The sequence below is a fragment of the Catellatospora paridis genome, assembly GCF_009720365.1.
Classification (GTDB): Bacteria; Actinomycetota; Actinomycetes; order Mycobacteriales; family Micromonosporaceae; genus Catellatospora; species Catellatospora paridis.
In genome coordinates this window covers 28877-52594 of the sequence record NZ_ML769321.1, presented here as the reverse complement: position 1 = coordinate 52594, position 23718 = coordinate 28877, and the positions used below count along the sequence as shown (strand labels likewise).

17 protein-coding genes are annotated in these 23718 nt (G+C 72.6%); 1 reads left to right on the top strand and 16 read right to left on the bottom strand.

Annotated elements, in window-relative coordinates; all coding sequences use genetic code 11:
- Positions 1-3: 3 nt before the first annotated feature.
- The 8 genes from F9C41_RS23920 to F9C41_RS23885 all read right to left on the bottom strand — a co-directional run bounded on the left by F9C41_RS23920 (position 4) and on the right by F9C41_RS23885 (position 9444).
- Complete coding sequence (locus tag F9C41_RS23920) at positions 4-705, bottom strand: response regulator (RefSeq protein ID WP_155389081.1); 702 nt, start codon at positions 703-705, stop codon at positions 4-6.
- On the bottom strand, positions 702-3278 hold the full coding sequence (locus F9C41_RS23915; protein ID WP_155389080.1) for a sensor histidine kinase: 2577 nt from the start codon (positions 3276-3278) through the stop codon (positions 702-704). The genes F9C41_RS23920 and F9C41_RS23915 overlap by 4 nt, the downstream gene beginning before the upstream one ends.
- An 83-nt stretch (positions 3279-3361) precedes the next feature.
- Positions 3362-4243 carry a potassium-transporting ATPase subunit C gene (locus tag F9C41_RS23910; protein ID WP_155389079.1) on the bottom strand — a complete coding sequence of 294 codons (882 nt, stop codon included), beginning with the start codon at positions 4241-4243 and terminating at the stop codon, positions 3362-3364.
- Positions 4243-6456: a potassium-transporting ATPase subunit KdpB gene (kdpB, locus tag F9C41_RS23905; protein WP_155389078.1), complete on the bottom strand. Its 2214-nt coding sequence runs from the start codon at positions 6454-6456 to the stop codon at positions 4243-4245. The genes F9C41_RS23910 and kdpB overlap by 1 nt, the downstream gene beginning before the upstream one ends.
- Before the next feature lie 31 nt (positions 6457-6487).
- Positions 6488-8158 (bottom strand): potassium-transporting ATPase subunit KdpA, encoded by a 1671-nt coding sequence (gene kdpA / locus F9C41_RS23900; RefSeq protein WP_155389077.1) that lies wholly within the window; start codon positions 8156-8158, stop codon positions 6488-6490.
- A gap of 21 nt (positions 8159-8179) precedes the next feature.
- Positions 8180-8266 (bottom strand): K(+)-transporting ATPase subunit F, encoded by an 87-nt coding sequence (gene kdpF, locus F9C41_RS42210; protein ID WP_120315222.1) that lies wholly within the window; start codon positions 8264-8266, stop codon positions 8180-8182.
- A complete protein-coding gene (locus F9C41_RS23890) occupies positions 8263-8736 on the bottom strand; it encodes a hypothetical protein (RefSeq protein ID WP_155389076.1) in 474 nt (157 codons plus the stop codon). Before F9C41_RS23890 ends, kdpF begins: the two co-directional genes overlap by 4 nt.
- A 159-nt stretch (positions 8737-8895) precedes the next feature.
- Entirely contained in the window at positions 8896-9444 is a 549-nt protein-coding gene (locus F9C41_RS23885; RefSeq protein WP_155389075.1) for a hypothetical protein, read from the bottom strand.
- Between the two features lie 197 nt (positions 9445-9641).
- Between F9C41_RS23885 and F9C41_RS23880 the strand changes: the two genes are divergently transcribed.
- A complete protein-coding gene (locus tag F9C41_RS23880; RefSeq protein ID WP_155389074.1) occupies positions 9642-11156 on the top strand; it encodes an FAD-binding oxidoreductase in 1515 nt (504 codons plus the stop codon).
- Between the two features lie 37 nt (positions 11157-11193).
- Here the strand turns inward: F9C41_RS23880 and F9C41_RS23875 are convergent, their stop codons facing one another.
- From F9C41_RS23875 to F9C41_RS23840, 8 genes are all read right to left on the bottom strand, one after another.
- Positions 11194-12144 (bottom strand): hypothetical protein, encoded by a 951-nt coding sequence (locus F9C41_RS23875; protein WP_155389073.1) that lies wholly within the window; start codon positions 12142-12144, stop codon positions 11194-11196.
- On the bottom strand, positions 12141-12800 hold the full coding sequence (locus F9C41_RS23870) for a hypothetical protein (protein WP_155389072.1): 660 nt from the start codon (positions 12798-12800) through the stop codon (positions 12141-12143). The genes F9C41_RS23875 and F9C41_RS23870 overlap by 4 nt, the downstream gene beginning before the upstream one ends.
- The gene (locus tag F9C41_RS23865) at positions 12797-15208 is read right to left on the bottom strand and encodes a hypothetical protein (protein ID WP_155389071.1); all 2412 of its coding nucleotides are present in this window, start codon (positions 15206-15208) and stop codon (positions 12797-12799) included. Before F9C41_RS23865 ends, F9C41_RS23870 begins: the two co-directional genes overlap by 4 nt.
- A 183-nt stretch (positions 15209-15391) precedes the next feature.
- On the bottom strand, positions 15392-17269 hold the full coding sequence (locus F9C41_RS23860; RefSeq protein WP_155389070.1) for a N,N-dimethylformamidase beta subunit family domain-containing protein: 1878 nt from the start codon (positions 17267-17269) through the stop codon (positions 15392-15394).
- Positions 17266-18735 (bottom strand): condensation domain-containing protein, encoded by a 1470-nt coding sequence (locus F9C41_RS23855; protein ID WP_155389069.1) that lies wholly within the window; start codon positions 18733-18735, stop codon positions 17266-17268. Before F9C41_RS23855 ends, F9C41_RS23860 begins: the two co-directional genes overlap by 4 nt.
- Complete coding sequence (locus F9C41_RS23850) at positions 18735-18986, bottom strand: phosphopantetheine-binding protein (protein WP_155389068.1); 252 nt, start codon at positions 18984-18986, stop codon at positions 18735-18737. Before F9C41_RS23850 ends, F9C41_RS23855 begins: the two co-directional genes overlap by 1 nt.
- A complete protein-coding gene (locus tag F9C41_RS41890; RefSeq protein WP_155389067.1) occupies positions 18983-22180 on the bottom strand; it encodes a non-ribosomal peptide synthetase in 3198 nt (1065 codons plus the stop codon). The genes F9C41_RS23850 and F9C41_RS41890 overlap by 4 nt, the downstream gene beginning before the upstream one ends.
- Entirely contained in the window at positions 22177-23703 is a 1527-nt protein-coding gene (locus F9C41_RS23840; RefSeq protein WP_155389066.1) for a class I adenylate-forming enzyme family protein, read from the bottom strand. Before F9C41_RS23840 ends, F9C41_RS41890 begins: the two co-directional genes overlap by 4 nt.
- Positions 23704-23718: the final 15 nt, after the last annotated feature.

Below are 23718 nucleotides of genomic sequence, written 5' to 3'. Positions count from 1 at the left end.
CGCTCAGACCGCCGGTTCGTCGTACGGCACGAACCGGTAGCCCATACCGGGTTCGGTGAGCAGCTGGCGCGGGTGCGCGGCGTCGTCCTCGAGCTTGCGCCGCAGCTGGGCCATGTACTGGCGCAGGTAGTTCGTCTCGGTGGCGTACTGCGGTCCCCACACCTCCTGCAGCAGCTGCCGCTGACTGACCAGCTTGCCCGGATTGCGCACCAGGGCGCTGAGCAGGTGCCACTCCGTCGGGGTCAGCCGCACGTCACCGCCACCGGTCGTCGGGCGGACCTGATGGTTGCCGACGTCGACGGTGTGCCGGCCGATGCGCACCACGCTCTGCGCGTCCGGCGACGCGGGGTGCCGGCGGGTCACCGCGCGGATGCGCGCCAGCAGCTCGTCGACACCGAACGGCTTGGTGACGTAGTCGTCGGCCCCGGCGTCGAGCGCCTCCACCTTGTCCTCGCTGCCGGTGCGCCCGGACAACACGATGATCGGCGCCGCCGACCAGCCGCGCAGGCCGCGGATCACCTCGACGCCGTCCATGTCGGGCAGGCCGAGGTCGAGCACCACCACGTCGGGGTGGTAGGACCCCGCGGCGCGCAGCGCGGTCGCGCCGTCCGGGGCCAGCTCCACGTCATAGCCGCGGGCGCGCAGGTTGATCCGCAGGGCACGCAGGATCTGCGGCTCGTCGTCCACGATCAGGATCTTCGTCATGCCGCTCCGGCCCCCTCCCCCGCCATGACCTCCGGCACCGCCGCACGGGCCGGGGCCACGGGCAGCGACAGCACCATGGTCAGGCCGCCGCCGGGGGTGACCTCCGGGACGAGCGTACCGTCCATGGCCTCGCTCAGGCCCCTGGCCAGCGCCAGTCCCAACCCGACACCGGTGTCGTTGCTGCGGTCGCCGGACCGCTGGAACGGCAGGAAGACCCGGTCCCACTCCGCCTCGGGAATGCCCGGTCCGTGGTCGACGATGCGCAGCTCCACGCGTCCGGCGTGCGCGCTGGCCTTCACCAGGGGCGGCCGGGCGGGCGGGCTGTAGCGCAGCGCGTTGCCGATCACGTTGACCAGGACCCGCTCCAGCAGCCCCGGGTCGGCACTGACCGCGGGCAGGTCGGCGGGGATGCGCATGCGGACCGTACGGCCGCTGTCGCCGAGCTCGTCCAGCGCGTGCGGCACGACCTCCTCGAACCCCATCGGCCGCGGCGCGACGCCGAGCACGCCGGCCTGCAGGCGGCTCATGTCGAGCAGGTTCTCCACGAGCCGATGCAGCCGGTCCAGCGACTCGGCGGCGGTGGCCAGCAGCTCCACCCGGTCGGCCTCGTCGAAGTCGATCTCATCGCTGACCAGGCTGTCCACCGCGGCCTTCGCCGACGCCAGCGGCGTACGCAGGTCGTGGCTGACCGCCGCGAGCAGCGCGGTCCGCATCCGGTCGGCCGCGGCCAGCGGCAGCGCGGCGGCCGCCTGCTCGGCGAGGCGCTCGTGGCGCAGCGCCAGCGCGGCCTGCGAGGCGAACGCCTCCAGGATGCGCCGGTCGGCCGCGGCCAGCGGCTGCCCCCGCAGCACCAGGGTGAGGTCGTCGCTGACGGGCACGTCGGTGTCGGCCTCGTTGGGTGCGAAGCACGGCTGCCCGCCGATCGTGGCGACCACTCGCCACGAGCCCACCTCATGGCGGCGCTCCGGGCCGTGCCCGGTGCCCTCGCGTGCTTCGAGCAGGGTCACCGACTCCAGCCCGAAGGTCTCCTGCAGCCGCTCCAGCAGCGCGGTCAGCGGCCGGTCACCGCGCAGCACGGAACCCGCCACGGTGGCCAGGGTCTGCGCCTCCGCGCCGGCCAGCGCCGCCTCCCGGGTGCGCCGGGCGGCGGCGTCGACGGTCGCGCTGACCGCGATCGCCACGACGACGAACACCGTCAGGGCCAGCAGGTTCTCCCGGTCGGTGATGGTCCACCGCCCTACCGGCGGGACGAAGAAGTAGTTCAGCAGCCCGGAGCCGCCCAGCGCGGCGACGACGGCGGGCCACTTGCCGCCGATCAGCGCGACGCCCACCACGGCGGCGAGGAACAGCAGGATGTCGGTGCCCAGGTCGAGATCGCCGAACTGGTGGAGCAGCAGGGTCAGCAGGGGCAGGCCCAGCGCGGCCAGGGCATAGCCGGCCAGGCGGCGGTGTGCCGACAGCGCAGTGCCGGCCGGTCCGCCGAACCGGCCCCGCCCGGCCTCGCCGTGGGTGACCAGGTGCACGTCGATCGTGCCGGACTCCACGATGGTGGACACACCGACGCCCTGGGAGAGGATCTGCGCGAAGCGTCCTCGCCTGCTGGCGCCGAGCACCAGCTGGGTGGCGTTGACGCCGCGGGCGAAGTCCAGCAGCGCCTTGGGCACGTCGGTGCCGATGACCTGGTGGTAGGTGCCGCCCATGCTCTCGACGAGAATGCGCTGCCTGGCCAGCAGCGCCGGGTCGGCCCCGGCGAGGCCGTCGTTGCGGGCCACGTGCACGGCCAGCAGGTCGGCGCCGCGGGCGCGGTCGGCGATGCGGGCCGCGCGGCGGATCAGGGTCTCGCCCTCGGGCCCGCCGGTCAGCGCGACGACGACGCGCTCCCGGGCCTCCCACGTCGCTTCGATCCGGTGCTGGTTGCGGTAGCGGTCGAGCTGCTCGTCGACCTTGTCGGCCAGCCACAGCAGGGCCAGCTCGCGCAGGGCCGTAAGGTTGCCCACCCGGAAGTAGTTGCCCAGCGCCGCGTCGATCTTCTCCGGCCGGTAGACGTTGCCGTGCGCCATCCGGCGGCGCAGCGCCTCCGGCGTCATGTCGACCAGCTCGACCTGCTCCGCGCGGCGGACGACCTCGTCGGGCACGGTCTCCCGCTGCGGCACGCCGGTGATCGTCTGCACCACGTCGTTGAGCGACTCCAGGTGCTGGATGTTCAGGGTCGACAGGACGTGGATGCCGGCGTCGAGCAGCTCCTGGATGTCTTGCCAGCGTTTGGCGTTGCGGCAGCCCGGCACGTTGGTGTGCGGCAGCTCGTCCACCAGCGCGACCTCGGGCCGGCGGGCGAGGATGGCGTCGACGTCCATCTCGGTGAACGTGGCGTCGCGGTACTCGACGGTGCGCCGCGGCACCAGTTCGAGGTCGCCGATCATGTCGAGGGTGTGCTTGCGGCCGTGGGTCTCCACGAAGCCGACCACCACGTCGGTGCCGCGCTCGCGGCGACGGTGCGCCTCCTCCAGCATGGCGTACGTCTTGCCGACGCCGGGGGCGGCGCCGAGATAGATCCTCAACTGGCCTCGGGACATGGCTTCCTGTCTTCGACGGGTCCAAGGGGTTGGGAAGGGCACCTTCCTCTACGCATGGCGTTGTGAAGGTGCCCTTCCTTGCACTACATGCGGTCCAGGGCCAGGTTCAGTGCCAGGACGTCGACGGCGGGTTCGCCCATGAACCCGAGGGCTCTGCCGTCGGTGTGCTCTCCGATCAGGGCGGTGACCTTGTCGACGCTCACCCCGCGTGCGGCCGCGACGCGCTTGGCCTGCAGCTCGGCGTACTCGACGCTGATGTGCGGGTCGAGCGAGCTGCCGCTGGCGGTGACCGCGTCGGCGGGCACGGCCGACTGCTCGGGAGCGCTGCCCCGCACGGGGACGAGCACGCCCTTGCTGTAGTCCTCACCGAACTTGCCGCACTCGACCGGCACGCCCTGGTAGCCGGCGATGAACGGCGTCGCGGGGCAGGCCTGGTTGACGCTGACCGCCCGGGTGACCTTGCCGGTCACGCCGTCGCTGTAGAACACCCGCAGCACGGCGCCGAGACCGTCGGCGGTGCAGTACGGCCGGCTGCCGTCCACACCCTCCAGCTCGCCCACGGCCTTGCTGCGCGAGCAGACGTCGGTCAGCAAGGAGTTCTTGCTGCCGTTGCCCTCTTCGGAGTTCGGGTCGAGCGCGGGGTCACCGAGGGTGTCCTCCATGCTCTCCGGGCCGAGGTTGGAGGCGGCGGTGGCGTCGGGGTCGTATCCGGAGGCCGACGGGCGGCTCTGGAAGTACTTCGGCACCGGGTTGCCGTCGGCGTCGGTGAACGACTGGCCGATGAGCGAGCTGCCCACGGTCTGCCCGTTCGCCTTGACGAGCGAGCCGTCGGCCTTGTCACGCAGCCCGGGAATCTGGGCGACGCCGAGGATGAGCAGCGGGTAGAGCAGTCCGGTCAGCACCGTGAAGAGGACCACGGCGCGGACGGCCGCCAGGTGCTGGGAGATCCAACTGGGAATGCGCATCACGAGATCCCTGGGAAGAGCGAGATGATCATGTCAATGATCTTGATTCCGATGAAGGGTGCGACGATGCCGCCGAGGCCGTAGATCCACAGATTGCGGGTCAGCAGCTTGCTCGCGCTGCTGGGCGTGTAGCGCACGCCGCGCAGTGCGAGGGGGATCAGCACGATGATGATCAGCGCGTTGAAGATGACCGCCGACAGGATCGCCGACTCGGGGCTGGACAGCCGCATGATGTTGAGCTTGTCCAAGCTCGGGTAGACCACCGCGAACATCGCGGGGATGATCGCGAAGTACTTCGCGATGTCGTTGGCGATGGAGAACGTCGTCAGCGCGCCACGGGTGATCAGCAACTGCTTGCCGATCTCCACGATCTCGATCAGCTTGGTGGGGTCGGAGTCCAGGTCCACCATGTTGCCGGCCTCCTTCGCGGCCGACGTACCGGTGTTCATGGCCACGCCCACGTCGGCCTGCGCCAGCGCCGGGGCGTCGTTGGTGCCGTCACCGGTCATCGCGACCAGCCGACCGCCCTCCTGCTCCTTGCGGATCAGCGCGAGCTTGTCCTCCGGCGTCGCCTCGGCCAGGAAGTCGTCCACCCCGGCCTCGTCGGCGATCGCCTTGGCGGTCAGCGGGTTGTCACCCGTGATCATGACGGTGCGGATGCCCATCCGGCGCATCTCGTCGAAGCGCTCCCGCATACCCGACTTGACGACGTCCTTGAGGTGGATGACGCCCAGCGCACGGGCCGGCTGGCCGTCGATGTGCTCGGCGACCACCAGCGGCGTGCCGCCCTGGCCGGAGATGGCGTCCACGGCCGGGCCGACGTCGTCGGACGGGTGGCCGCCGTTGTCGCGCACCCACTTCATGACCGCCGAGGACGCGCCCTTGCGGACCTGCCGGACCGTGCCACCGTTGCCGCCGCTTGCGGGGCTCGCATGCTCACTCCTCGCGACGGCGGTCCCGTCCTCGGTCAGGTCGACCCCGGACATGCGGGTCTGCGCGGTGAACGGGATGAAGGTGGCGTGCGGCATGACGCCCTCCTCGCGGGCGCGCAGGCCGTACTGCTCCTTGGCGAGCACCACGATCGAGCGGCCCTCGGGCGTCTCGTCGGCCAGGCTCGACAGCTGCGCGGCGTCGGCCAGGGCCTCCTCGGAGACGCCTGCGGCGGGCAGGAACTTCCACGCCTGGCGGTTGCCGAGCGTGATCGTGCCGGTCTTGTCCAGCAGCAGCGTGTTGACGTCGCCGGCCGCCTCGACGGCGCGGCCGCTCATCGCGAGGACGTTGCGCTGCACGAGGCGGTCCATGCCGGCGATGCCGATCGCGGACAGCAGTGCCCCGATGGTGGTAGGGATGAGGCAGACCAGCAGCGAGACGAGCACGATGCCGCTGATGCCGTTCGGGCCGAAGGACGCGGTGTCCAGGGCGGCGCCCTGCCAGTTCTTGGCGTAGATCGCCATCGGCTGCAGGGTGACCACGGCCAGCAGGAAGATGATCGTGAGCGCGGCGAGGAGGATGTTGAGCGCGATCTCGTTCGGCGTCTTCTGCCGGTTGGCGCCCTCGACCAGGCCGATCATCCGGTCGATGAAGCTCTCGCCCGGCTTCTGGGTGATCTTCACGACGATCCGGTCGGACAGCACCTTGGTACCGCCGGTGACCGCGCTGCGGTCGCCGCCGGACTCCCGGATGACCGGGGCCGACTCGCCGGTGATCGCCGACTCGTCGACGCTGGCGATGCCCTCGATCACGTCGCCGTCGCCGGGGATGATCTGGCCCGCCTCGACGACGACGATGTCGCCCTGCGCCAGCTCGGCCGCCGCGACGGACTCCTCGCGGAACTGCGTCGCCTTGGCACCCTCGGACCAGCCGACCAGTCGGCGGGCCAGGGTGTCCTTCTTGGCACTGCGCAGCGTCGCCGCCTGCGCCTTGCCGCGCCCTTCGGCGACGGCTTCGGCGAGGTTGGCGAAGATCACGGTCAGCCACAGCCAGATCGTGATCGCCCAGGCGAACCAGGACGGCTGCGTGATGGCGAGCAGCGTGGTGAACACGGCGCCGACCTCGACGATCAGCATGACCGGGTTGCGCCACAGCGTCGCCGGGTTGAGCTTGCGCGCGGCGTCGGGCAGCGCCTTCCAGAGTTGTTTCGGGTCGAGCAGCCCGCCGCCCACCTTGCGCGGCTCCTGCCGCGGCTTGGGGGATGCCACTGATGTGACAGTCATTTCTAGTCCTTGTCTGTTTCTGCGGCCGGGTTCACAGGCCCTCGGCCAGCGGGCCGAGCGCGAGCGCGGGCAGGAACGTGAGGGCGATCAGGATCACGACGACGCCGACGACCATGCCGATGAACAGCGGTTTGTGCGTGGGCAGCGTGCCCTCCGACGCCGGCACCGGCTTCTGCCGCGCCAGCGAACCCGCCAGACCCAGCACGAAGATGATCGGCAGGAACCGGCCTAGCAGCATCGCCAGCCCCAGTGCGGTGTCCCACCACGGCGTGTTGACCGTGATGCCCGCGAAGGCCGAGCCGTTGTTGTTGGCCGCCGACGTGAACGCGTACACCACCTCGGAGAAGCCGTGCGGGCCCACGTTGAGCTGGGTCTGCCAATTGCCCGTCGCCATCGCCGCCGCGACACCGACCAGCACCAGCACCGGGGTCGTCAGGAAGTACAGCGAAGCGAACTTGATCTCGCGGGCGCCGATCTTCTTGCCGACGTACTCGGGGGTGCGGCCCACCATCAGACCCGCCACGAACACCGTGATCACCGCGATGATCAGCATGCCGTAGAGGCCCGCGCCGACACCGCCGGGCGCGACCTCGCCGAGCATCATGTTGATCATCGGCATCATGCCGCCGAGCGCGGTGTAGGAGTCGTGGAACGAGTTCACGGCGCCCGTCGAGGTGAGCGTCGTCGCCGCGGCGAAGGTCGCCGAGTCGGACACCCCGAAGCGGATGTCCTTGCCTTCCAGGGCCGCCCCGACCGCCTGCGGCACCGTGCCGGCGTGGCCGAGCTCGAACACGTTGGTCAGCGCGATGCTGGCGACGGCGATGATGCCCATCACGGCCAGGATCGCGTAGCCCTGCCGGTTGTCCCCGACCATCCGGCCGAAGACCCGCGGCATGGCGAACGGGATGCAGAAGATCAGGAAGATCTGCAGCCAGTTGGTCCAGGTCGTGGGGTTCTCGAACGGGTGCGCGGAGTTGACGTTGTAGAAGCCGCCGCCGTTGGTACCCAGCTCCTTGATCGCCTCCTGGCTGGCCACCGGCCCGCCGGTGATGTGCTGCTGCGCACCGGTCAAGGTCGACAGCATCGTGCCGTCGGTCAGGTTCTGCACCACCCCACCGACGATCAGCAGAACCGCCCCGACCACCGCGATCGGCAGCAGGATGCGCAGCGTGATCCGGGTCAGGTCGACCCAGAAGTTGCCCAACTGCTCGGACTTGCGCCGGGCGAACCCGCGCACCAGGACCACCGCCACCGCGATGCCCACCGCCGCGGAGACGAAGTTCTGCACCGCCAGACCGGCCATCTGCACGAAGTGCGTCATCGTCGACTCGCCCGAGTAGGCCTGCCAGTTCGTGTTGGTCACGAAGCTGACGGCCGTGTTCCAGGCCAGGTGCGGGAAGACCCGGTCGTCGATCGAGGTCGCGAAGTCCGGGACCTTGAAGATCAGGTCCTGCAGGCGCAGGAAGGCGTACAGGAACAGGATCGAGATCAGCGAGAACGCGAGCACGCTGCGGGCGTACACGCCCCAGGACTGCTCGGCGTTCGGATCGACGCCGAGCACCTTGTAGATGCCGCGCTCGACGCGGCCGTGGCGCTCCGCGGCGACCACCCGGAACATGTAGTCACCGAGGTAGCGGTACGCGACCGCCAGCGCCACGATGAGCGAGAGGATGAAGACCACTCCCGCGGCTGTCGTACTCATCTGAGGACAACTCTCCGAATCTCAGAACTTCTCGGGGAACAGCAGGGCGAAGACCAGGAAGACCGCCAGCGCGCAGGCGATCACCAGGCCGACCAGGTTGGCAGTCACAGTCGCTCCGCTCCTCGTACGACGAGAGCGAGCACTGCGAACAGACCCACCGTGAGCAGCACGTAAGCCAGGTCAGCCACCGTGCGCCTCCTATCGAGTGTTGTTTGCGGCATTTGCCCGTATTCTGCTCCGCCCGGCACCGGCCGGTGATCGGAACGGACGCAATCAAACTCCCGAAAACGGCTCACCTGAGCGCTCTTGACGTCATCGCTACGGACGCCGGGACGTTCTTGACGCGGCTTTGACGCGGCTGTGAGCGCCGCCTCGACCGAGGCCCTCGCCAGCGTGTGCCGTATCCAGCGCTGCCCCAGCCCCAGCCCGAGGCCGAACACGGCGAGGTTCCACAGCGTCGCAGCACCGTTCCAGGTGAGCGCGCCGTACTGATTCACCAGGAACCCGTCGAACAGCAGGAAGCCGATGAGCGCGGTGAGCAGCGCCGCCCGGGCACATACACCGCAGGCACAACTCACCACAGGGTGGCGAGCACGCCCACTACGCAGGCCAGCAGCAGCACCGCCTGGACGATCACGAGCGCGCACGCGGCGGCGCGATCGGCGGGGGCCGCGCCGGGGCGCAGAGCCCGGCCGAGGATGTCGCGTTGACACCCGCCTGCGGCACCCGGCAGCGGGTCATGGTCCGACGTGGATGCGGGGGCGGCGGTCCCGGTCTGGTTCGGCCCGGCGCAGGACCTCCAGCGTCACCGCCGCGACGTGGCCGGTGCCCAGCAGCAGGAAGCGCAGCAACTGCCCGGTCTGACCGCGCTCCGGCCAGGCGAAGTCGACGCGCGGAACGATCCCGGTGATGTCGCGGATCTTCAGCAGCGCGGCTGCGATCGCCGGTCCCGCCGCGCGGCCGCGGACCGTCATGATCGAGTACCCGCGGTGATGATCGCCGCGGACCTCGATGGGGCCGCGCCGTTCCGGGTCGACGAGCACCTCGATGAAGATCGCGGCCGCCGGCTCCGGTGACGCCGGGCGGGCGGGCGCGGGTGCGGGATCGCGACGTGCGGGCGTGGTGGCGATGAGTCGGAGCCGGCCGTCGGCCGCCGCGCCCGCGAGGATGCGCAGCGCGGCCCCGTCGAACGTGACGGCCTCCCCCGTCGGCCGGCAGGAGCGCGCCCGTGCGGCGAGCATCGCGAGTAGTACCAGTCCCAGGGCGAGCGCGCCGAGCGCGTCCATCGAGTCCACCAACCGTCGATCGGGTGCGTGTGCGCACCCACGATCGCGCCCCGGACCTGACCTTCCTGCCCGCGTTGACGCACTTCGTACGGCAGGAGCCGGATTCCTGACGGTGCCCTGACGAGGTGACCGTCCGCATCCGGGCACCCAGCCGCAGGCGGTCTACATTTAGGTTTGTTTCTAGTAGTGTGCTCGACATGGCGGAAGCGCTGATCCTGGGACCTGCCGACCCCGCGTACGCCGACCCGGTGCGGGCGCTCAACCGCCGCTTCACCGGCAAGCCGGACGAGGTGCACCTGGTGCACGACACCGGCCAGGTAGTCGCGGCTGTGGCGCGGGCGGTGCACACCGGACGCCGCATCGCGGTGCGCGGCGGCGGCCACTGCTACGAGGGTTTCGTCGCCGACCCCGAGGTGTCCGTGCTGCTCGACATGTCCGGGCTGGCCTCGGTCGAGTGGGACGAGGCGCGCGGGGCGTTCGCGATCGGAGCCGGGGCCACCCTGGGCGGCGTCTACCGGGCACTGTTCAAGAACTGGGGCGTCACGGTCCCGGGCGGGTCCTGCCACAGCGTCGGCGTGGGCGGGCACTTCACCGGCGGCGGATACGGCGTGCTGTCGCGGCGGCACGGCCTCACCGTCGACCACCTGCACGCGGTCGAGGTGGTCGTGGTCGGCGCGGACGGCGAGGTCCGCGCGGTCGTCGCAAGCCGTGATCCGGCCGACCCGCACCACGACCTGTGGTGGGCGCACACCGGCGGCGGTGGCGGCACCTTCGGCGTGGTCACCCGCTTCTGGCTGCGCTCGGCGTCGGGCGGCACGACCCCGGCCGGCGCGCTGCCCGCGCCTCCGGCCGAGGTCTGGCTGCACGCGGTGACCTGGCCCTGGGCGAGCCTCGACCGCGACGGCTTCGACCGGCTGCTGGACAACTTCGGCAGCTGGCACGAGCGGCACGCCGCCTCCGACGACCCGTACGCGGGCCTGGCCGCCGCGCTGCTGGTGCCGACCCGCGCCGCGGCCGGCGTCAGCCTGCGCACCACGATGGACGCGACCGTCCCCGATGCCGAGCAGCTGCTCCACGCCTTCGTCGCCGAGGTCGGCGCGGGGGTGACGCCCGCCGGGCCGACGACCCGCGACAGCGGCAAGATGGCCCCGCTGCCTGAGGCGGCCGCGCCGCGACGGCTGCGCTGGCAGTGGGCCAACCAGCTCGCCGCGGGCAGCGACCTGGGCCTGCGGGCCAAGTACAAGTCGGCGTTCCTGCGGCGCGGGTTCACCCCGGCGCAGCGCGCGGCGATCTGGGCGTCGCTGGAGTATGCGCACCCGGACGCGCAGCTGCAGCTCGACTCGTTCGGCGGTGCGATCAACGACGTCGCACCTGGGGCGACGGCGTATCCGCACCGCGACAGCGTGCTCAAGGCGCAGTGGCAGGTGTACTGGGCCGACCGGTCCGACGACGAGCGGCACCTGTCCTGGATCAGGCGGTCGTACCGCGACGTGTTCGCCGACCGAGGTGGCGTGCCGGTGCCCGGCGAGCAGCTGGACGGCTGCTACGTGAACTACCCCGACGTGGACCTGTCCGACCAGGACTGGAACAGCTCCGGCACGCCCTGGACCGAGCTGTACTTCGGCGCGAACTACCTGCCGTTGCAGCAGGTCAAAGCCCGCTGGGATCCGCGGGACACGTTCCGCCACGCGCAGTCCGTGCGCCTGCCCTGACCGCACCCGGCCGGGCAGGCGTCACGGAGCGCGCCGCCTATTTCAGCTTCGCGTCCAGCGCTTTGATCAGCGCCTCCTGGAACTGGTCGTACTCCTTCAGGTCGAACGGCCAGCGCCACAGCTCGAGCTGGATGCCCTGGGCGGAGATGCGCCGCGCCTGGTTGTTCGACATCTCCTTGGGCACGAACCCGATGAACTGGGTGTAGTAGCCGTTCAGCTCCGCCAGCCGCTGGTCCGCGGTCTTCGGCCCGACCACCGCCGTCGTGCCGGTGCGGGCCGAGATCGGCACCGGTTCCAGCACCACCTTCTCCGGCTTGAAATGCCGGCCCTCGATGGTCACCCCATGCGCCTTGGCCCGCACGTAGTCCCAAAGGTGCTGGCCCACCGGCAGGTCCTTCAGCCGGGTCAGGTCGTCCACGTTGGAGATCGACTTGGATTCGAACACGGCCAGCACCCAGACGCGGCCGTCCGGGTGCACCGAAACAGCCAGCAGGTCGCCGAGCTGCTTGCCCCGACCGTCGACGACCCCGCCGACCAGTTGCACGTCGCCCCACTTCTTGACCAGCTTCTCCGAGGCCCGCAGTCGCACCCGGTCCAGGGCCGCCATCATGTCGGTCAGTTCCGGCCGGAACCGGGCCAGCCGCTCGACGATCAGGCCGCGCAGCGACTGCGTGCTCATCTCACCGCGGTTCATCGCCTGGGCCACGATGTCGGCGAAGGTGACCCGATCCATATTTTTGAGGATGGTCTTCGAGTATTCGGAGTAGAAGCGGTCGTAGAGCTTCAGGGCCGCGGACACCACCGCCCCGGTGATCAGTTTGACCAGCCGCTCCAGGTCGCGCCTGCCCGCGGCGGCGATCGCCCTCGGCGCGGCCCGGATCTCGTACCGGACCACCTCCTTGCCGAAGATCTGCAGGCTGAGCCGTTTCACGCGGCGGGCGAACTTCGTCCCGTGCCCGAGCCGGACCAGGGCCACCACCTTGCTCACGGCGTCGCCTCCGCCTCGTCGTAGGACACTTCCAGCGCCTCGCCCACGGAGAAGCTGTCCGGTTCGCAGAACGCCCGGACCAGCTCCAGCGCGATGCGGCCGACCAGGCGGCCCAGGTGCCGGCCGGACGCCGTGGCGTCCGGCGTGGTGCCCACCTGTTCGGACCACCATTCGAAGCCGGCCCGGCCGATCATGGTGGCGATGTCCTCGGCGTCGGGGATGATGTCGCGCAGTGCCTTCGCCGCATCGACCGGCCCCACCTCGTCCAGCCAGCGGAACACCGCGCCCATGCGCTGCATCGCGCGCAGCGTCTCCAGCTCCGCCATGACCTGCGGGGACAGTCCCTGCGGGGCCTCCTCCACGACCGGCCGGTAGAAGAACTCGGCCAGGCTCACCGTGACCCCGACCCCGACCAGCTTGAACAGCGCCTGCAGGTCGTGCTTCCAGGCGGCGGCGCCTTCCAGGAACCCGTCGGCGAAGCCGTCCACGAAACCGACCGTGGCCGGCATCGGATACCCGGGGGCGCTGACCATCCGCAGGTACGCCGCCACGTCGGCCCCGGCCGACCCGGGTGCCTGCGCGGTCACCGCCTGGATCAGGCCCGAGCTCAGCGCCGTCTGCTCGACGGCGCTGAGCTGTCCGGAAAGGCCGGTCACGGCCGCGGCTCGGTGAGGTGCACCGCCACATCCACCGACGCCAGTCCACTGGCCGCCACGGCCTCGCCGACCTTGCCCTGAGCGAGCAGCACGGCCGACGCGGCGGCCGTACGGTCCGCCTCGCCCTGGGCCACACTCTCGGTGAACGGGTCGGCCGCGGTGGTGCCGGCCAGCGTCACCTCGGTGTGCACCCCGTCGGTCGGCAGATCCTCCGCCCAGGTGCCGAGGCAGACGTGCTTCTGAACCACCTCCGGACACGGGTTGCCCGGTGTCAGCACCACCTCGGACGGTCCACCCAGATGGGTCACCCGCCAGTCGGTCAGCTCCTTGAGCACCTTGCGGACCAGCTCCTCGATGCCGGCCGGGCCGGTGCCCTGCTGCGAGCGCAGGAAGATCCAGCGCAGCGCGATGTCCTCGAAACCGGTGCGCACCGGCAGGAACAGCCGCGCCCAGGAGGCGTTGACGAAGTCTCCGGCCGGCCGGGCCGGGTCGCGCAGGCTGCCGTCGCCGCTCCAGGTGCCGGAGTAGGTGCGGGCGGCGGCCAGTTCCCAGTCGAAGACCTGCTCCCAGACGTCCAGCTCGGCGATCTCGTCGCGGGCGTCGGCCGGGAACATGGCGTTGATGAAGCGGCGCATCAGCTCCTGCGCCGGGTTCAGGCTCGCCCGGTGCGCGATGCGCCAGGCCTCGAACTCGGCCAGCGCGATCGCCTCGGCGGCGGCCACCTTCGCCGCGCGCCCCGCGATCAGCGTCGCGCACTGCGCCTCCCAGGCGGCGGTAGCGGCGGCCTGCTCCTGGCCCAGCGACGTGGTGTCCGGGATGACCCGCGCCGACAGGGACACCCAGATCTGCGACGAGCCGGCCAGCCGCCAGCCCGCACCGCAGTGGATGAGCTGGAAGACGGTCCGGTCGCCGGCCGAGTTCATGACCTCCCACGGGTCGCCGACGACGCGCACACCGTGCCCGCGGGGCGCGCCGGTGAGCGTCGAGCGCAGACTGCCCTGCAGGCCCGGCACATCGCCGTCCCACTTCATCCCGTGGGGCACGTTGACAGGCAGGGTGTAGTCGGCGCTCATGTCGGTGCCCGGCCAGCCGCCCCACTGGGTCAGCTCGGTCAGCGGCGGGTCCAGCCCGACCAGGCGCGCACCGGGCACCTCCCCGACGTTCGGCTGCGCGGGCAGCGCCACCGCCGGGATCGAGTCCCGCGCCGCCTTGAGCATCTCCTCCTTCATCGCGGTCTCGGCGGCGTAGAAGTCGCCCGCCGGGTCCCGGACGAACGGCGTCCAGCACAGCCGCACCCCGAACCGCTCGTGGGAGAACCGGATCCGCTGGAGCACCTTGTAGAAGTGCAGGTCGATCGGTGTGAACTGGTTGGGGTTGCGGATCGTGCGGCGGGCCGCCCGCTCGAAGCGGTCCGACTCGGACACCCGGAACACGGTCTTGTGCACGTCGCGCAGCTTGGCCACGTTCTTCGTGGTGCGGGCGGCGACCTCCTTCACCGAGTCGGTGCGGGTGTCGTTGTCGGCTTGCGTCGTGGTGTCCGACACCCCGGCGTTGACCTGGGCCTTGATGCCGTACTCGAAGCCGACCGTGCCGCCGGCGGTGAAGCCGTCCGTGCGGGTGGTGGTCAGCGAGCCGGCGATCACCTCGGCGTGGTCGATGGTCGTCGTGGACGACTGCTCGCTCTCGGTGCTGCCCTCGGTCTCGCCGCTGGACTCCGACAGGGTGTCACGCTGCACGAACGAGCGCTGCTCCAGCACCACCTCCTCGGCCGGGGCCAGGCCCATGGTGTGCAGGTGCTCGCCGACGACGAATCCGGCCGGCCGCAGCCGGGTGCGGTCCAAAAACAGCAGGCCGATCTCGGATCGGGCCAGGTCCAGCAGCACCTGCTCGGGCGAGCGGTCGAGCACCGTGCCGGTGGGCGTCCCGCCGTCGGAGCTGCCGGTCGGAGGCATGTGGGTGTGCGAGCCACCACCGGTGCTGCCAGTGCCGCCGGCCGCGCCCTTGCCGACTGCCGTGGTCGCCACATTGGCTCCCGGCCGCAGCAGGCTGGCCAGCTTGAGCAGCGAAACCGGCACGGCCGCCTCGGCCGGGTCGACGCCGGGCACGCCGTGGGCCAGCCGCATCCGCATGGTCGCCTCGCCCTCCGGTCCGGCCGACCGGGCCGCCTGGGCGGACTCGATGATCTTGCCTGTGCCGCCGTGCCATTCGGCCCATTCGGCGGTGGCCTCGCCGGTGAGGCCGGCCGCCTTGGCCAGGTACACCCACTGCGCGCGGGTGAGGACCGGCCGGCCGTTGCTGCCGGTGTTGCTCAATGCCGCATATCGATAGGAATAGACGAATCGGTCACCGGATCCGGGGACGCCTTGCAGGGCCTCCACCGGCACGCCGAAAGTCACACGCTGAGTCATGGCTGGAGTCTGGACGGGACTGTGCTCCGCCTCCGTAGACCGTCGTGATTCCGACGGTCTCGCGGGCAGCCCTCGATCGGCGCATCAGTGCAGCTCAACGCACCGGATCGACCACCCGGCCAGTCCAGTGTGGCCGGATGGCGTACCCGAGGACCTAGGGAAAACCCCAGTGCCGGATGGTGCTCAGCGATGGCCGTACCAGGCCGGCGCCGAACTGACGGCCGGGCGGCGGCGCAGGGTCGTACCACCCGCGACCAGCCAGCCGGCCGCGCCGGTCAGCGACCGTACGTCCGCGGCCGGGCCAAGGTCCGTCCACGGGGCTGGGCCGTCCACGGGCGGACGCGACAGCAGCCGGTCGCCGGTCGCGGCGAACAGGTTGCTGGCCAGGCCGGTCAACGCGACGACGCCCTCGGCCACGTCGACGACCTGCCAGGAGCCGATGCGGTCGGCCAGCGACGCCGCGGTGCGCGACCACAGTGCGCCGTCCGCGACCGCGAAGAACGTGGCGTTGACGCAGCCCAGCGCCACCGTCCCGGCGGGCGCGTCACCGAGCACCGACCAATCGCCTCTGTCGGGCACCGGGTCGCGATACACCACCTGGCCGTCGCGGGTCACCCCGATCAGACCCGACGGCATGCCGCGGTACGCCTCCCGCGGTGAACCCAGCGCGACCAGGTCCGGAGCGGTGTCGATCTCACGCCACGGCAGGTTCTGCGCGCACAGCTCGCGAACCCGCAGCACGCCGCCGGCCGCCGCGAACAGCAGGCCCTCGCAGGCCGCCAGCGCGGCACCCGACACCGCCGGTCCGATCGGCTCGAACTCGACGGGCGCGGGCCGCCCGAGCCGGTCCAGGACGTTGCGGGTGATCCGGTCCACGACCGGGTCGCCGAGCGCGCTGCCCCAGTTCACGGTCGCGGCGGTGAACACCGTGCCCTGGCCGAGCCGGTGCACGCCCATGGTGGCATGGCCGCCCTGCCCGTAGTGCCGCCAGTGGCGCAGGTCGGCGGTGGCCAGGATGACGAAGTCGGGCGGGGTGCCGTCCCGGCCGGTCACCCGCGGCACACCGTCGACCTCGGTGAAGTCGGCGGCGTCGGTCTCGTAGCCGAGCGCGCCCCGGCCGAACTCGTCGCCGTCGTGCAGGCCGGTGCCGTCGAACGCCCAGTGCTCCGCGAACCGGGCCCGGTAGGCCTCCTCGCGCATCCTCGGCATGTGCTCACCCCAGGTGCCCGCGCCGCGGCGGTAGCTGACCCCGGTCAGCGCGTTCTCGGGCCGGTTCACCGGGGCGCTGGACCATTCGACGGTGACGCGCGACGGGTCGACGGCCGCCATCGGGTCGGTGACGGCGTCGCGGTGGCAGACCATGGTGCGGCCGCCGTCCTCCAGCCGGATCTGCCACCAGCACGTGTTCGCCGCGAAGATCGCCAGGTTGCCGCCGTCGCGTACGTACGCCTCGACGTGGTCGCGCATCTCCCAGGTCCAGTACTCGTCGTGCCCGTTGATCACGAGCAGCCGGTGGCGGGCCAGCAGCTCGGGCTGGTCGTGCAGATCCAGGTTGGCGCAGTACTCGACACGGTGTCCGCTGCCCCGCAGCCAGCGCAGCAGCCCGTGCTCCCACTCCTGGGGCGGTGGCCCGCCGCCGGGCCGGTCGAAGCTGACCCTGGCGGCCCGCGTCGGCTCCTCGGCGTAGTAGAGGCCGTGCCCCGGCTCGCCCGCCCGGTTGTAGGCCTGCCAGGTCAGGAACGGCACCGACACGAGTACGTCCGCGTCGCCGCTGCCGCGTACCACGAAGTGCGCGTCGGCGTCGGGCCCGTCCGCGACCGTCGCCGTGGCGGAGCTGCCGTCGCCGCGGAACGCGGCCCGGTACAGCGAGCTGGGCCAGTCCTCGGGGACGTCGAGCGTCCAGTGCGGGCCGTCGACGGTGTCGCTGGCCAAGACCCGGCCGGTCGGCACGTCCACGACGGTGACCAGCCCGGCCGGGTGGCCGTCCGCGGCCCCGACCACGAAACCGAGCGTCTTGCCGGGGTCGACGGCGCAGGCCCGGGCGTACGCGGTGAGCCTCACGCCGCCACCACCGCAGACCCGAGCCGCGCCGGCAGGGCCGCCAGGGGCGCGGGACCGTCCACGGCCGACACCACGAGGTCCTCCAGGGTCAGCACGAACGCCTCCAGCCGCGCCGGCGGCAGGAACCGGGTATCGCCGGTGACCTGGTAGGTCAGCGCGGGCCCGTCGGCGGTCACGTGCGCGCAGAACCGGCAGGCGACCTGCGGCTGCGGCGACGCCCACGCGAACGCGGAGTCGGCGCGGGCGGTGCGGACCTGCTCGGCCGTCGGCGGAGCGCCGGGCGGCAGGTCGACCAGGCGCATGTCGTTGAAGCAGCACATCGGGTGCACAGTCGTGCCACGCTCGGCGCTCACCGCGGCCAGGGCGGCGTCCAGCGCCGCCTGGTCGTAGCTGCCGGACCGGTACGCCCGCAGGCTCTCCCGCCACGCGGGCCGCAGCAGGTTGGCGAAGTCGGCGGCAGCCGTGTCCAGGGTGAACAGGCCTTCCTGGGACAGCGTCGCCACCAGGTCCCGCCGGGCCGGGTCGTAGCGGTTGCCGACGATGGTCAGCACGGCCGCCCGGTCCCCGCCGCCGTCCGCCGCGACCAGTGCCGCGGTGGCCGCCAGCAGCACCGACGACACGCTGGTCCGGTGCCGGGCGGCGAGCGCGGCCGCGGCCAGGCCAAGGGCTGGCGAGGTGAGCCGGCCGACCCACCAGCGCACCGGCTGCGGCTCGGCGCGCTCGGTGGTGAACATGCTCGGCGGCAGCGCCCGGTAAGCCTCGCGCCAGGTGCCGATCACGGCGTCGCTGCGAGCCCGGCCCGCGTCGGACGCCTCCTCGACGGCGACGGCGAGCGGGTCGCCGGGCGGTGGCCCGGTGCGGGCCAGCAGCGCCAGCCTGACGTCCCGCAGGAGGATATCGGCCCCGTGGCCGTCGGTGGCCAGATGACACAGCGCCAGCACGACCCTGGCCACCAGGCCGCCGACGAGCACCAGCCCGATACGCACCGGCGGCTCGGTCCGGTAACCGAACGCGGTGCCCGCCAGATCCGCGGCGAGGCCGTCCGCGGCCCGGTCCGCATCAAACTCGTCAGCCGCTTCCACCGTATGCACCGTGACCAGGACCTCGGCGAGCAGCTCCTGCCGGACCGGCTCGCCGGGCACGACCGGCCCCGCCGGGGCTGTGCGCGGGGCGAGGACGGTCGCCTCGGACCGGTCATCGCTACGGCCAGGATCTCCGGACCCGGCCACCGCGTCCGCGACGATCCGGGTCCGCAGCGTCGGATGGCGGCTCAGCGCCGCGCCGAGCCGGTCCAGCGCGTCGTCGACGGGCAGCGGGCGGCAGCGCTCCGGTGGGGTGAGCACCCGGGTCAGGTTGAAGTAGTGGTCGTTCGGGGCGGTCCGGCCGATCGCCGCCCAGATGGCGTGCTGACCCCAGGTCAGCGGCCCGTCGGCGACCGGCGTGCCGCGTACGGCGACCCGGCGCATCAGATGCCCTGCTCGCGCAGGTGGGCGGCGAGGCTCGCGACGGTGTCCATGAACGACACGTCGTCGTCGAGGTCGAGCACGACGCCGTAGCCGCGCTCCACTGCGTGGATGAGACGCAGGAACCCCAGCGACGTCAGGCCGAGAAGGCCCAGCGACTCCCGCTCGGCGAGCGCGTCGGCGGCGGTGATGACGCCCTCGCTGGCCTGGGCGACCAGCATGGCGAGGTCGGCTTCGAGGGTGGCTGCGGTCACGACTCCTCCTCGCGGAGCTCTGCGATCGAGTCGGCGATGCCCTCGACCGTCGGGGTGTCGAAGAAGACGTCGAAGGGCACCTCGACGCCGTACGCGTCCCGGATGCGTGCCGTGATCTGCATGATCGTCAGCGAGTGCCCGCCCAGGTCGAACAGGGTGTCGTCGGGCGCGATGTCCTCGATGCGCAGCACCTCCCGCCAGATCGCCGTGACGCCCGCGATCAGGTCGGCCTCGCCCGCACCGGCAGCCATCCGCTCCTCGACCGCAGGGCCGTCGCTCGCGCTCGACGGCGCGGCGAGGGTCCGCGGCGCGGTCGTCGGTGCGGCGGCGCACACCCCGTCGAGGGCGGACAGGTCCGCCATGCCGTCGAGCAGGTCCTCGACGGGCTCCCCGAGCTGCGCGTCCGTGTCGGACGTGCCGTCCGCGAGGCCGGGCGGCTCGGGCAGGGCCTTGCGGTCGAGCTTGCCGTTCGGGGTCAGCGGCAGCCGGTCCAGCCACACGTACTGGCCGGGCATCATGTAGCGGGGCAGGCTGCCCGCGAGATGGCGGCGGATCTCGGGCACCTCACCCGCGCCGATCAGGTACGCCACCAGGGTGCAGCCGCGGACCGCGACTGCGGCCTGGCCGACGCCGGGCGCGCCGAGCAGGGTCTGCTCGATCTCGCCCAGCTCGATGCGGTGGCCCCGCAGCTTGATCTGGTCGTCGACCCGGCCCAGGAACTCGACCTCGCCGTCGGCGGCCAGCCGCACCAGGTCACCGGTCCGGTAGAGCCGCCGCCCGGCCGCGTCCACCACGAACCGCTGCGCGGTCAGCTCCGGCCGGTCGCGGTAGCCGCGGGCCAGGCCCACCCCGCCGATGCACAGCTCGCCGGGCACGCCGGGCGGCAGCGGCCGCAGGTCGGGGTCGAGGACGTGCAGGGTGGTGTTGGCCAGCGGGCCGCCGATGGTGATCCGCGCCGGGTCGGCCGGGATCTCCGCGGCGGTGGACCAGATCGTGGTCTCGGTCGGGCCGTACACGTTGAGCAGCCGCCCGGTGCGGGCGCGCAGGCGCTGGGCCAGTGGCAGCGGCAGCGGCTCGCCGCCGCACAGCGCGGTGATCGGCGCACCGGCGAACCCGGCGTCGAGCAGCATCCGCCAGGTCGACGGGGTGGCCTGCACGTGGGTGGCGCCGCTGTCACGGATGAGCCGGTCGAGCGCGCCCCCCTCGCGGGTGGCCGCGTCGGACGCGACGACCACCTGCCCACCGGTGGTCAGCGGCAGGAACAGCTCCAGGCCGCTGATGTCGAACGACAGCGAGGTCAGATTGAGCCAGCGGTGCTCCGGCCGTGCGCCGAGCAGCTCAGCGAACGCCGCGATCAGATTGGCCAGCGCGGCATGTCCGATCTCGACACCCTTGGGTCGGCCGGTGGAACCGGAGGTGTAGATCGCATACGCGAGCGCGTCGGGGTCGGCGGCGACGGCCGGTGCGGCGACCGGCTCGGCTGCGAACGCGGCCAGCCTGTCCAGCGCCAGCACGTCCAGCGGCCCGCCGGAGTGCCCGAGGATCACCTTCGCGCCCGCGTCGGCGGCGATGAACTCCAGCCGCGCGACCGGGTACGCCGGGTCCAGCGGCAGGTATGCCGCGCCGGCGGCCAGGATGCCGAGCACCCCGGCGACCAGCTCCGTGCCACGACGGGCGCACAGGCCGACCAGGTCGCCGTCGGCGACGCCGCGCGAGCGCAGCCCGTTGCCGATGCGGTGGGCCGCGTCGACCAACTCGCGGTAGGTCAGCTCGCCGTCCGGGCCGGTGACCGCGAGCGCGTCGGGGGTGCGCGCGGCCTGGTCGCGTACCAGGTCGAGCACGGTCGCGGCGGGGCGCGGGCGGGCGGTGGTGTTGCCGGCGGCGAGTTCGGCCTGCTCGGCGGCGGTGAGCAGGGGCAGGTCGCCGACCGGGGTCCGCGGGTGGGCCAGTGCCGCGGCCAGCAGGGTGCGCAGGTGCCCGGCGAACCGGTCGGCGGTGGCCGCGTGGCGAGCGGGCACGTGCACCGAGCCGGTGAGCCCGTCGGCGGAGTCGACCAGGTGCAGGTGCAGCGCGGTCCGGATCGCCGGCGGGGTGAGCAGCCAGTCCACCTCCGCCGTGGCCTGGGTGCGGCGGCGGTAGCTGATCGACACGGGGGCGAACGACAGTCGGGGCAGCAGGCCGGGCACGGCCCGGCCGTACGGGACCTCGCGGTGGGCGTACACGGCACGGGCCTCGGCGCGCACGGCGCGGGCGTACTCGGCCCAGGGCAGTGCCAGGTCGCCGGTCACGGTGACCGGCAGTTCGTTGACCCACATGCCGATCTCGCCGGACAGCTCCGGGGTGCGGGTGGTGAGGTCCACGGCGACCGAGGTGATCGCGTTGCCGTAGCGGGCCAGCACGGTGTGCACGGCGGACAGCAGCAGCTCGAACCGGGTCAGCCCCAGCGCGTCCGCCGCCGCGGTGAGCGCGGCGTCGAGGTCGCGGCCAAGCGTGAACGGCACCCGCACGTCGGGTTCGGCGGCCGTGGGCGCGCCCGTCGCGTACGGCAGCACCAGCTCGTCGACCGGTGCCGGACGCGCCGACCAGAACTCCCGTGCCGCGGGGGTGGCCTCGGCGATCCGCGCCGCCTGGGCGCGGGCGGCGTCGCCGAGCGCGGTCAGCGATCCGGAGGGCAGCGGGCGGCCGTCGTACGCGGCGAGCAGGTCACCGACCAGCACGTCCTTGGACGCCCCGTCGAAGACCAGGTGGTGGGCGACGACGAGCACGACGGTGCGTCCCTCGGCGTGCAGCGCGACGCATCGGGCCAGCGGCCCGGTGACCAGGTCGAACGGGCTGGCCAGCACCTGCGCGACAGCCGCGTCGAGCCCGTCGTCGGCCCGCGCCGTCCCACCGGCCACGGTGGCGTCCGCGTCGGTGCGGCGTGCGCTGCCGGTGACGTCGTGGTGCTCGACCGGCGCGGGCGGCACGGGCCGCAGCAGCGGTTCGCCGTCCGCGTCGGCCACCGCGACGGCGAGCGCCGGGTGCCGGGCGACGACCTCGGCCCACGCCTGCTCCCATCGCAGCCGGTCCACCGTGCCGGGCAGGGTCACCGCGACCGCCAGCCGGTATGCCGAGCCGGCGTCACCGACCCGTTCGGTGAACCAGATGCCCTGCTGGGCGAGGGTGACGGGGATGCCGTCGAGTGCCTGGGTCATGGGGTCCCCTCCTGGTCGGGCCGGTCGAACAACGCCCGGAGCCGGTGCTTGACGACTTTGCCCCCGGCGTTGCGGGGCAGTTCGGTGACGTGGGCGAGGCGGCTGGGCTGCTCGTGCGCGGCCAGCCGGGTGGCGAGGAAGGCCCGCACTTCCGCCAGGGTCAGCGGCCGCGTGGCCACCAGGACCGCGGCGGGCACCCGGCCGAGCACCGGGTCGGGCAGGCCCAGCACGGCCGCGTCGGCGATGTCGGGGTGCTCGTGCAGTGCGGCCTCGACGGCGACCGTGGACACCTTGTCCGCGCCGCTCTTGATGACGTCGCTCTCCCGGTCGGCGAGGTACAGGTAACCGTCGGCGTCGAGCCGGCCGACGTCGCCCATCCGGGTCCAGCCGTCGCGGAACACCGACCGGGTCGCGTCCGGATCGTCGTGGTAGGACCGGGCGGCGCCCGCGGCCCGCAGCCACACCTCGCCGACCTCGCCGGGCGGGCTGGGCGTGCCGTCGGGGGCGAGGATGCGCAGCTCGCCGCCGCCGGTCGCCTTGCCCAACGCGCCGGGCCGGTCGGGGTGGAAGACCATGCTGGTCTGCGTCGGCGCGGCCTCGGTCGAGGTGTAGTAGTTGACGATGGTGGCCTGCGGCAGCGCGGCGGCCAGCCCGGCCGCGATCGCGGGCGGCAGGGCGGCGGCGGTGGAGCCGAACAGTTTCACGCAGGACGTGTCGTGCTCGCCCAGCGCCCCGGAGTACAGCAGCTCGATCGCCATCGCGGGCACCACGAACACGCTGCCCACCTGGTGCGTGGCGACGAGCCGGGCGAAGTGCGCGGCCGCGAACCGGGCCGTGGCCAGCATCCCGGCGTGCGCGTCCAGCGCGTTGAGCAGCATCGTCTGCCCGGCGTTGGTGCCGATCGGGAACGCGTGCAGGAACTGCTTCGAGTGGGCGAGCCTGCGCAGGGGCGGGTCGATGCGGCAGCCGTGGGTGAGGTTGGCGTGCACCGCGGTGACCCCTTTGGGCCGACCGGTGGTGCCGGAGGTGTAGAGGATCTGCGCCGGGTCGGCCGGGCCGGGGCCGGGCAGCGGCTCGGCGTCGGGCAGCGCGGCGACCGCGGCCGGGGCCCAGACCAGCGGGATCGGCACCGCGGGCAGCACCGCGTCCGGGCCGTGCAGCACCGCGGCCGCGCCGCTGTGCCGCAGCATGAAGTCCAGTTCGGCGGCGGCGTTGCGGGTCGACAGCGGCACCGCGACGGCCCCGGCCGCGAGCACTCCGGTGTACGCCGTCGCGTAGGCGATCCAGTCGCGGGCTCCGTACACCAGCGCGACCCGGTCGCCGGGCCTGATCCCGGCCGCCCGCAGCCCGGCCGCGACGGCCTGGGTGCGCCGCTGCCACGTGGCCAGGTCGAGCGTGCCCGAGCCCTGCGTGACCGCCACGTGTTCCGGCTGCTTGGCAGCTCGCGCCGCCAGCAACTGCGGCACGGTCAGCGCGACCCGTCCCGCGGCACGAGCGGCCCGTGCGGCCGCGAGGGCGCTCATGCCGCGCTCCCTCGG

Excerpts from the sequence above, each read along its gene's own strand:
- kdpB (WP_155389078.1), bottom strand. The coding sequence starts at position 6,456 with ATGACTGTCACATCAGTGGCATCCCCCAAGCCGCGGCAGGAGCCGCGC.
- F9C41_RS23880 (WP_155389074.1), top strand. The coding sequence starts at position 9,642 with ATGGCGGAAGCGCTGATCCTGGGACCTGCCGACCCCGCGTACGCCGAC.
- F9C41_RS23885 (WP_155389075.1), bottom strand. The coding sequence starts at position 9,444 with ATGGACGCGCTCGGCGCGCTCGCCCTGGGACTGGTACTACTCGCGATG.
- F9C41_RS23915 (WP_155389080.1), bottom strand. The coding sequence starts at position 3,278 with ATGTCCCGAGGCCAGTTGAGGATCTATCTCGGCGCCGCCCCCGGCGTC.
- F9C41_RS23865 (WP_155389071.1), bottom strand. The coding sequence starts at position 15,208 with ATGACTCAGCGTGTGACTTTCGGCGTGCCGGTGGAGGCCCTGCAAGGC.
- F9C41_RS23855 (WP_155389069.1), bottom strand. The coding sequence starts at position 18,735 with ATGCGCCGGGTCGCCGTACGCGGCACGCCGGTCGCCGACGGGCCGCTG.
- F9C41_RS41890 (WP_155389067.1), bottom strand. The coding sequence starts at position 22,180 with ATGACCCAGGCACTCGACGGCATCCCCGTCACCCTCGCCCAGCAGGGC.
- F9C41_RS23840 (WP_155389066.1), bottom strand. The coding sequence starts at position 23,703 with ATGAGCGCCCTCGCGGCCGCACGGGCCGCTCGTGCCGCGGGACGGGTC.
- F9C41_RS23910 (WP_155389079.1), bottom strand. The coding sequence starts at position 4,243 with ATGCGCATTCCCAGTTGGATCTCCCAGCACCTGGCGGCCGTCCGCGCC.
- kdpA (WP_155389077.1), bottom strand. The coding sequence starts at position 8,158 with ATGAGTACGACAGCCGCGGGAGTGGTCTTCATCCTCTCGCTCATCGTG.
- F9C41_RS23920 (WP_155389081.1), bottom strand. The coding sequence starts at position 705 with ATGACGAAGATCCTGATCGTGGACGACGAGCCGCAGATCCTGCGTGCC.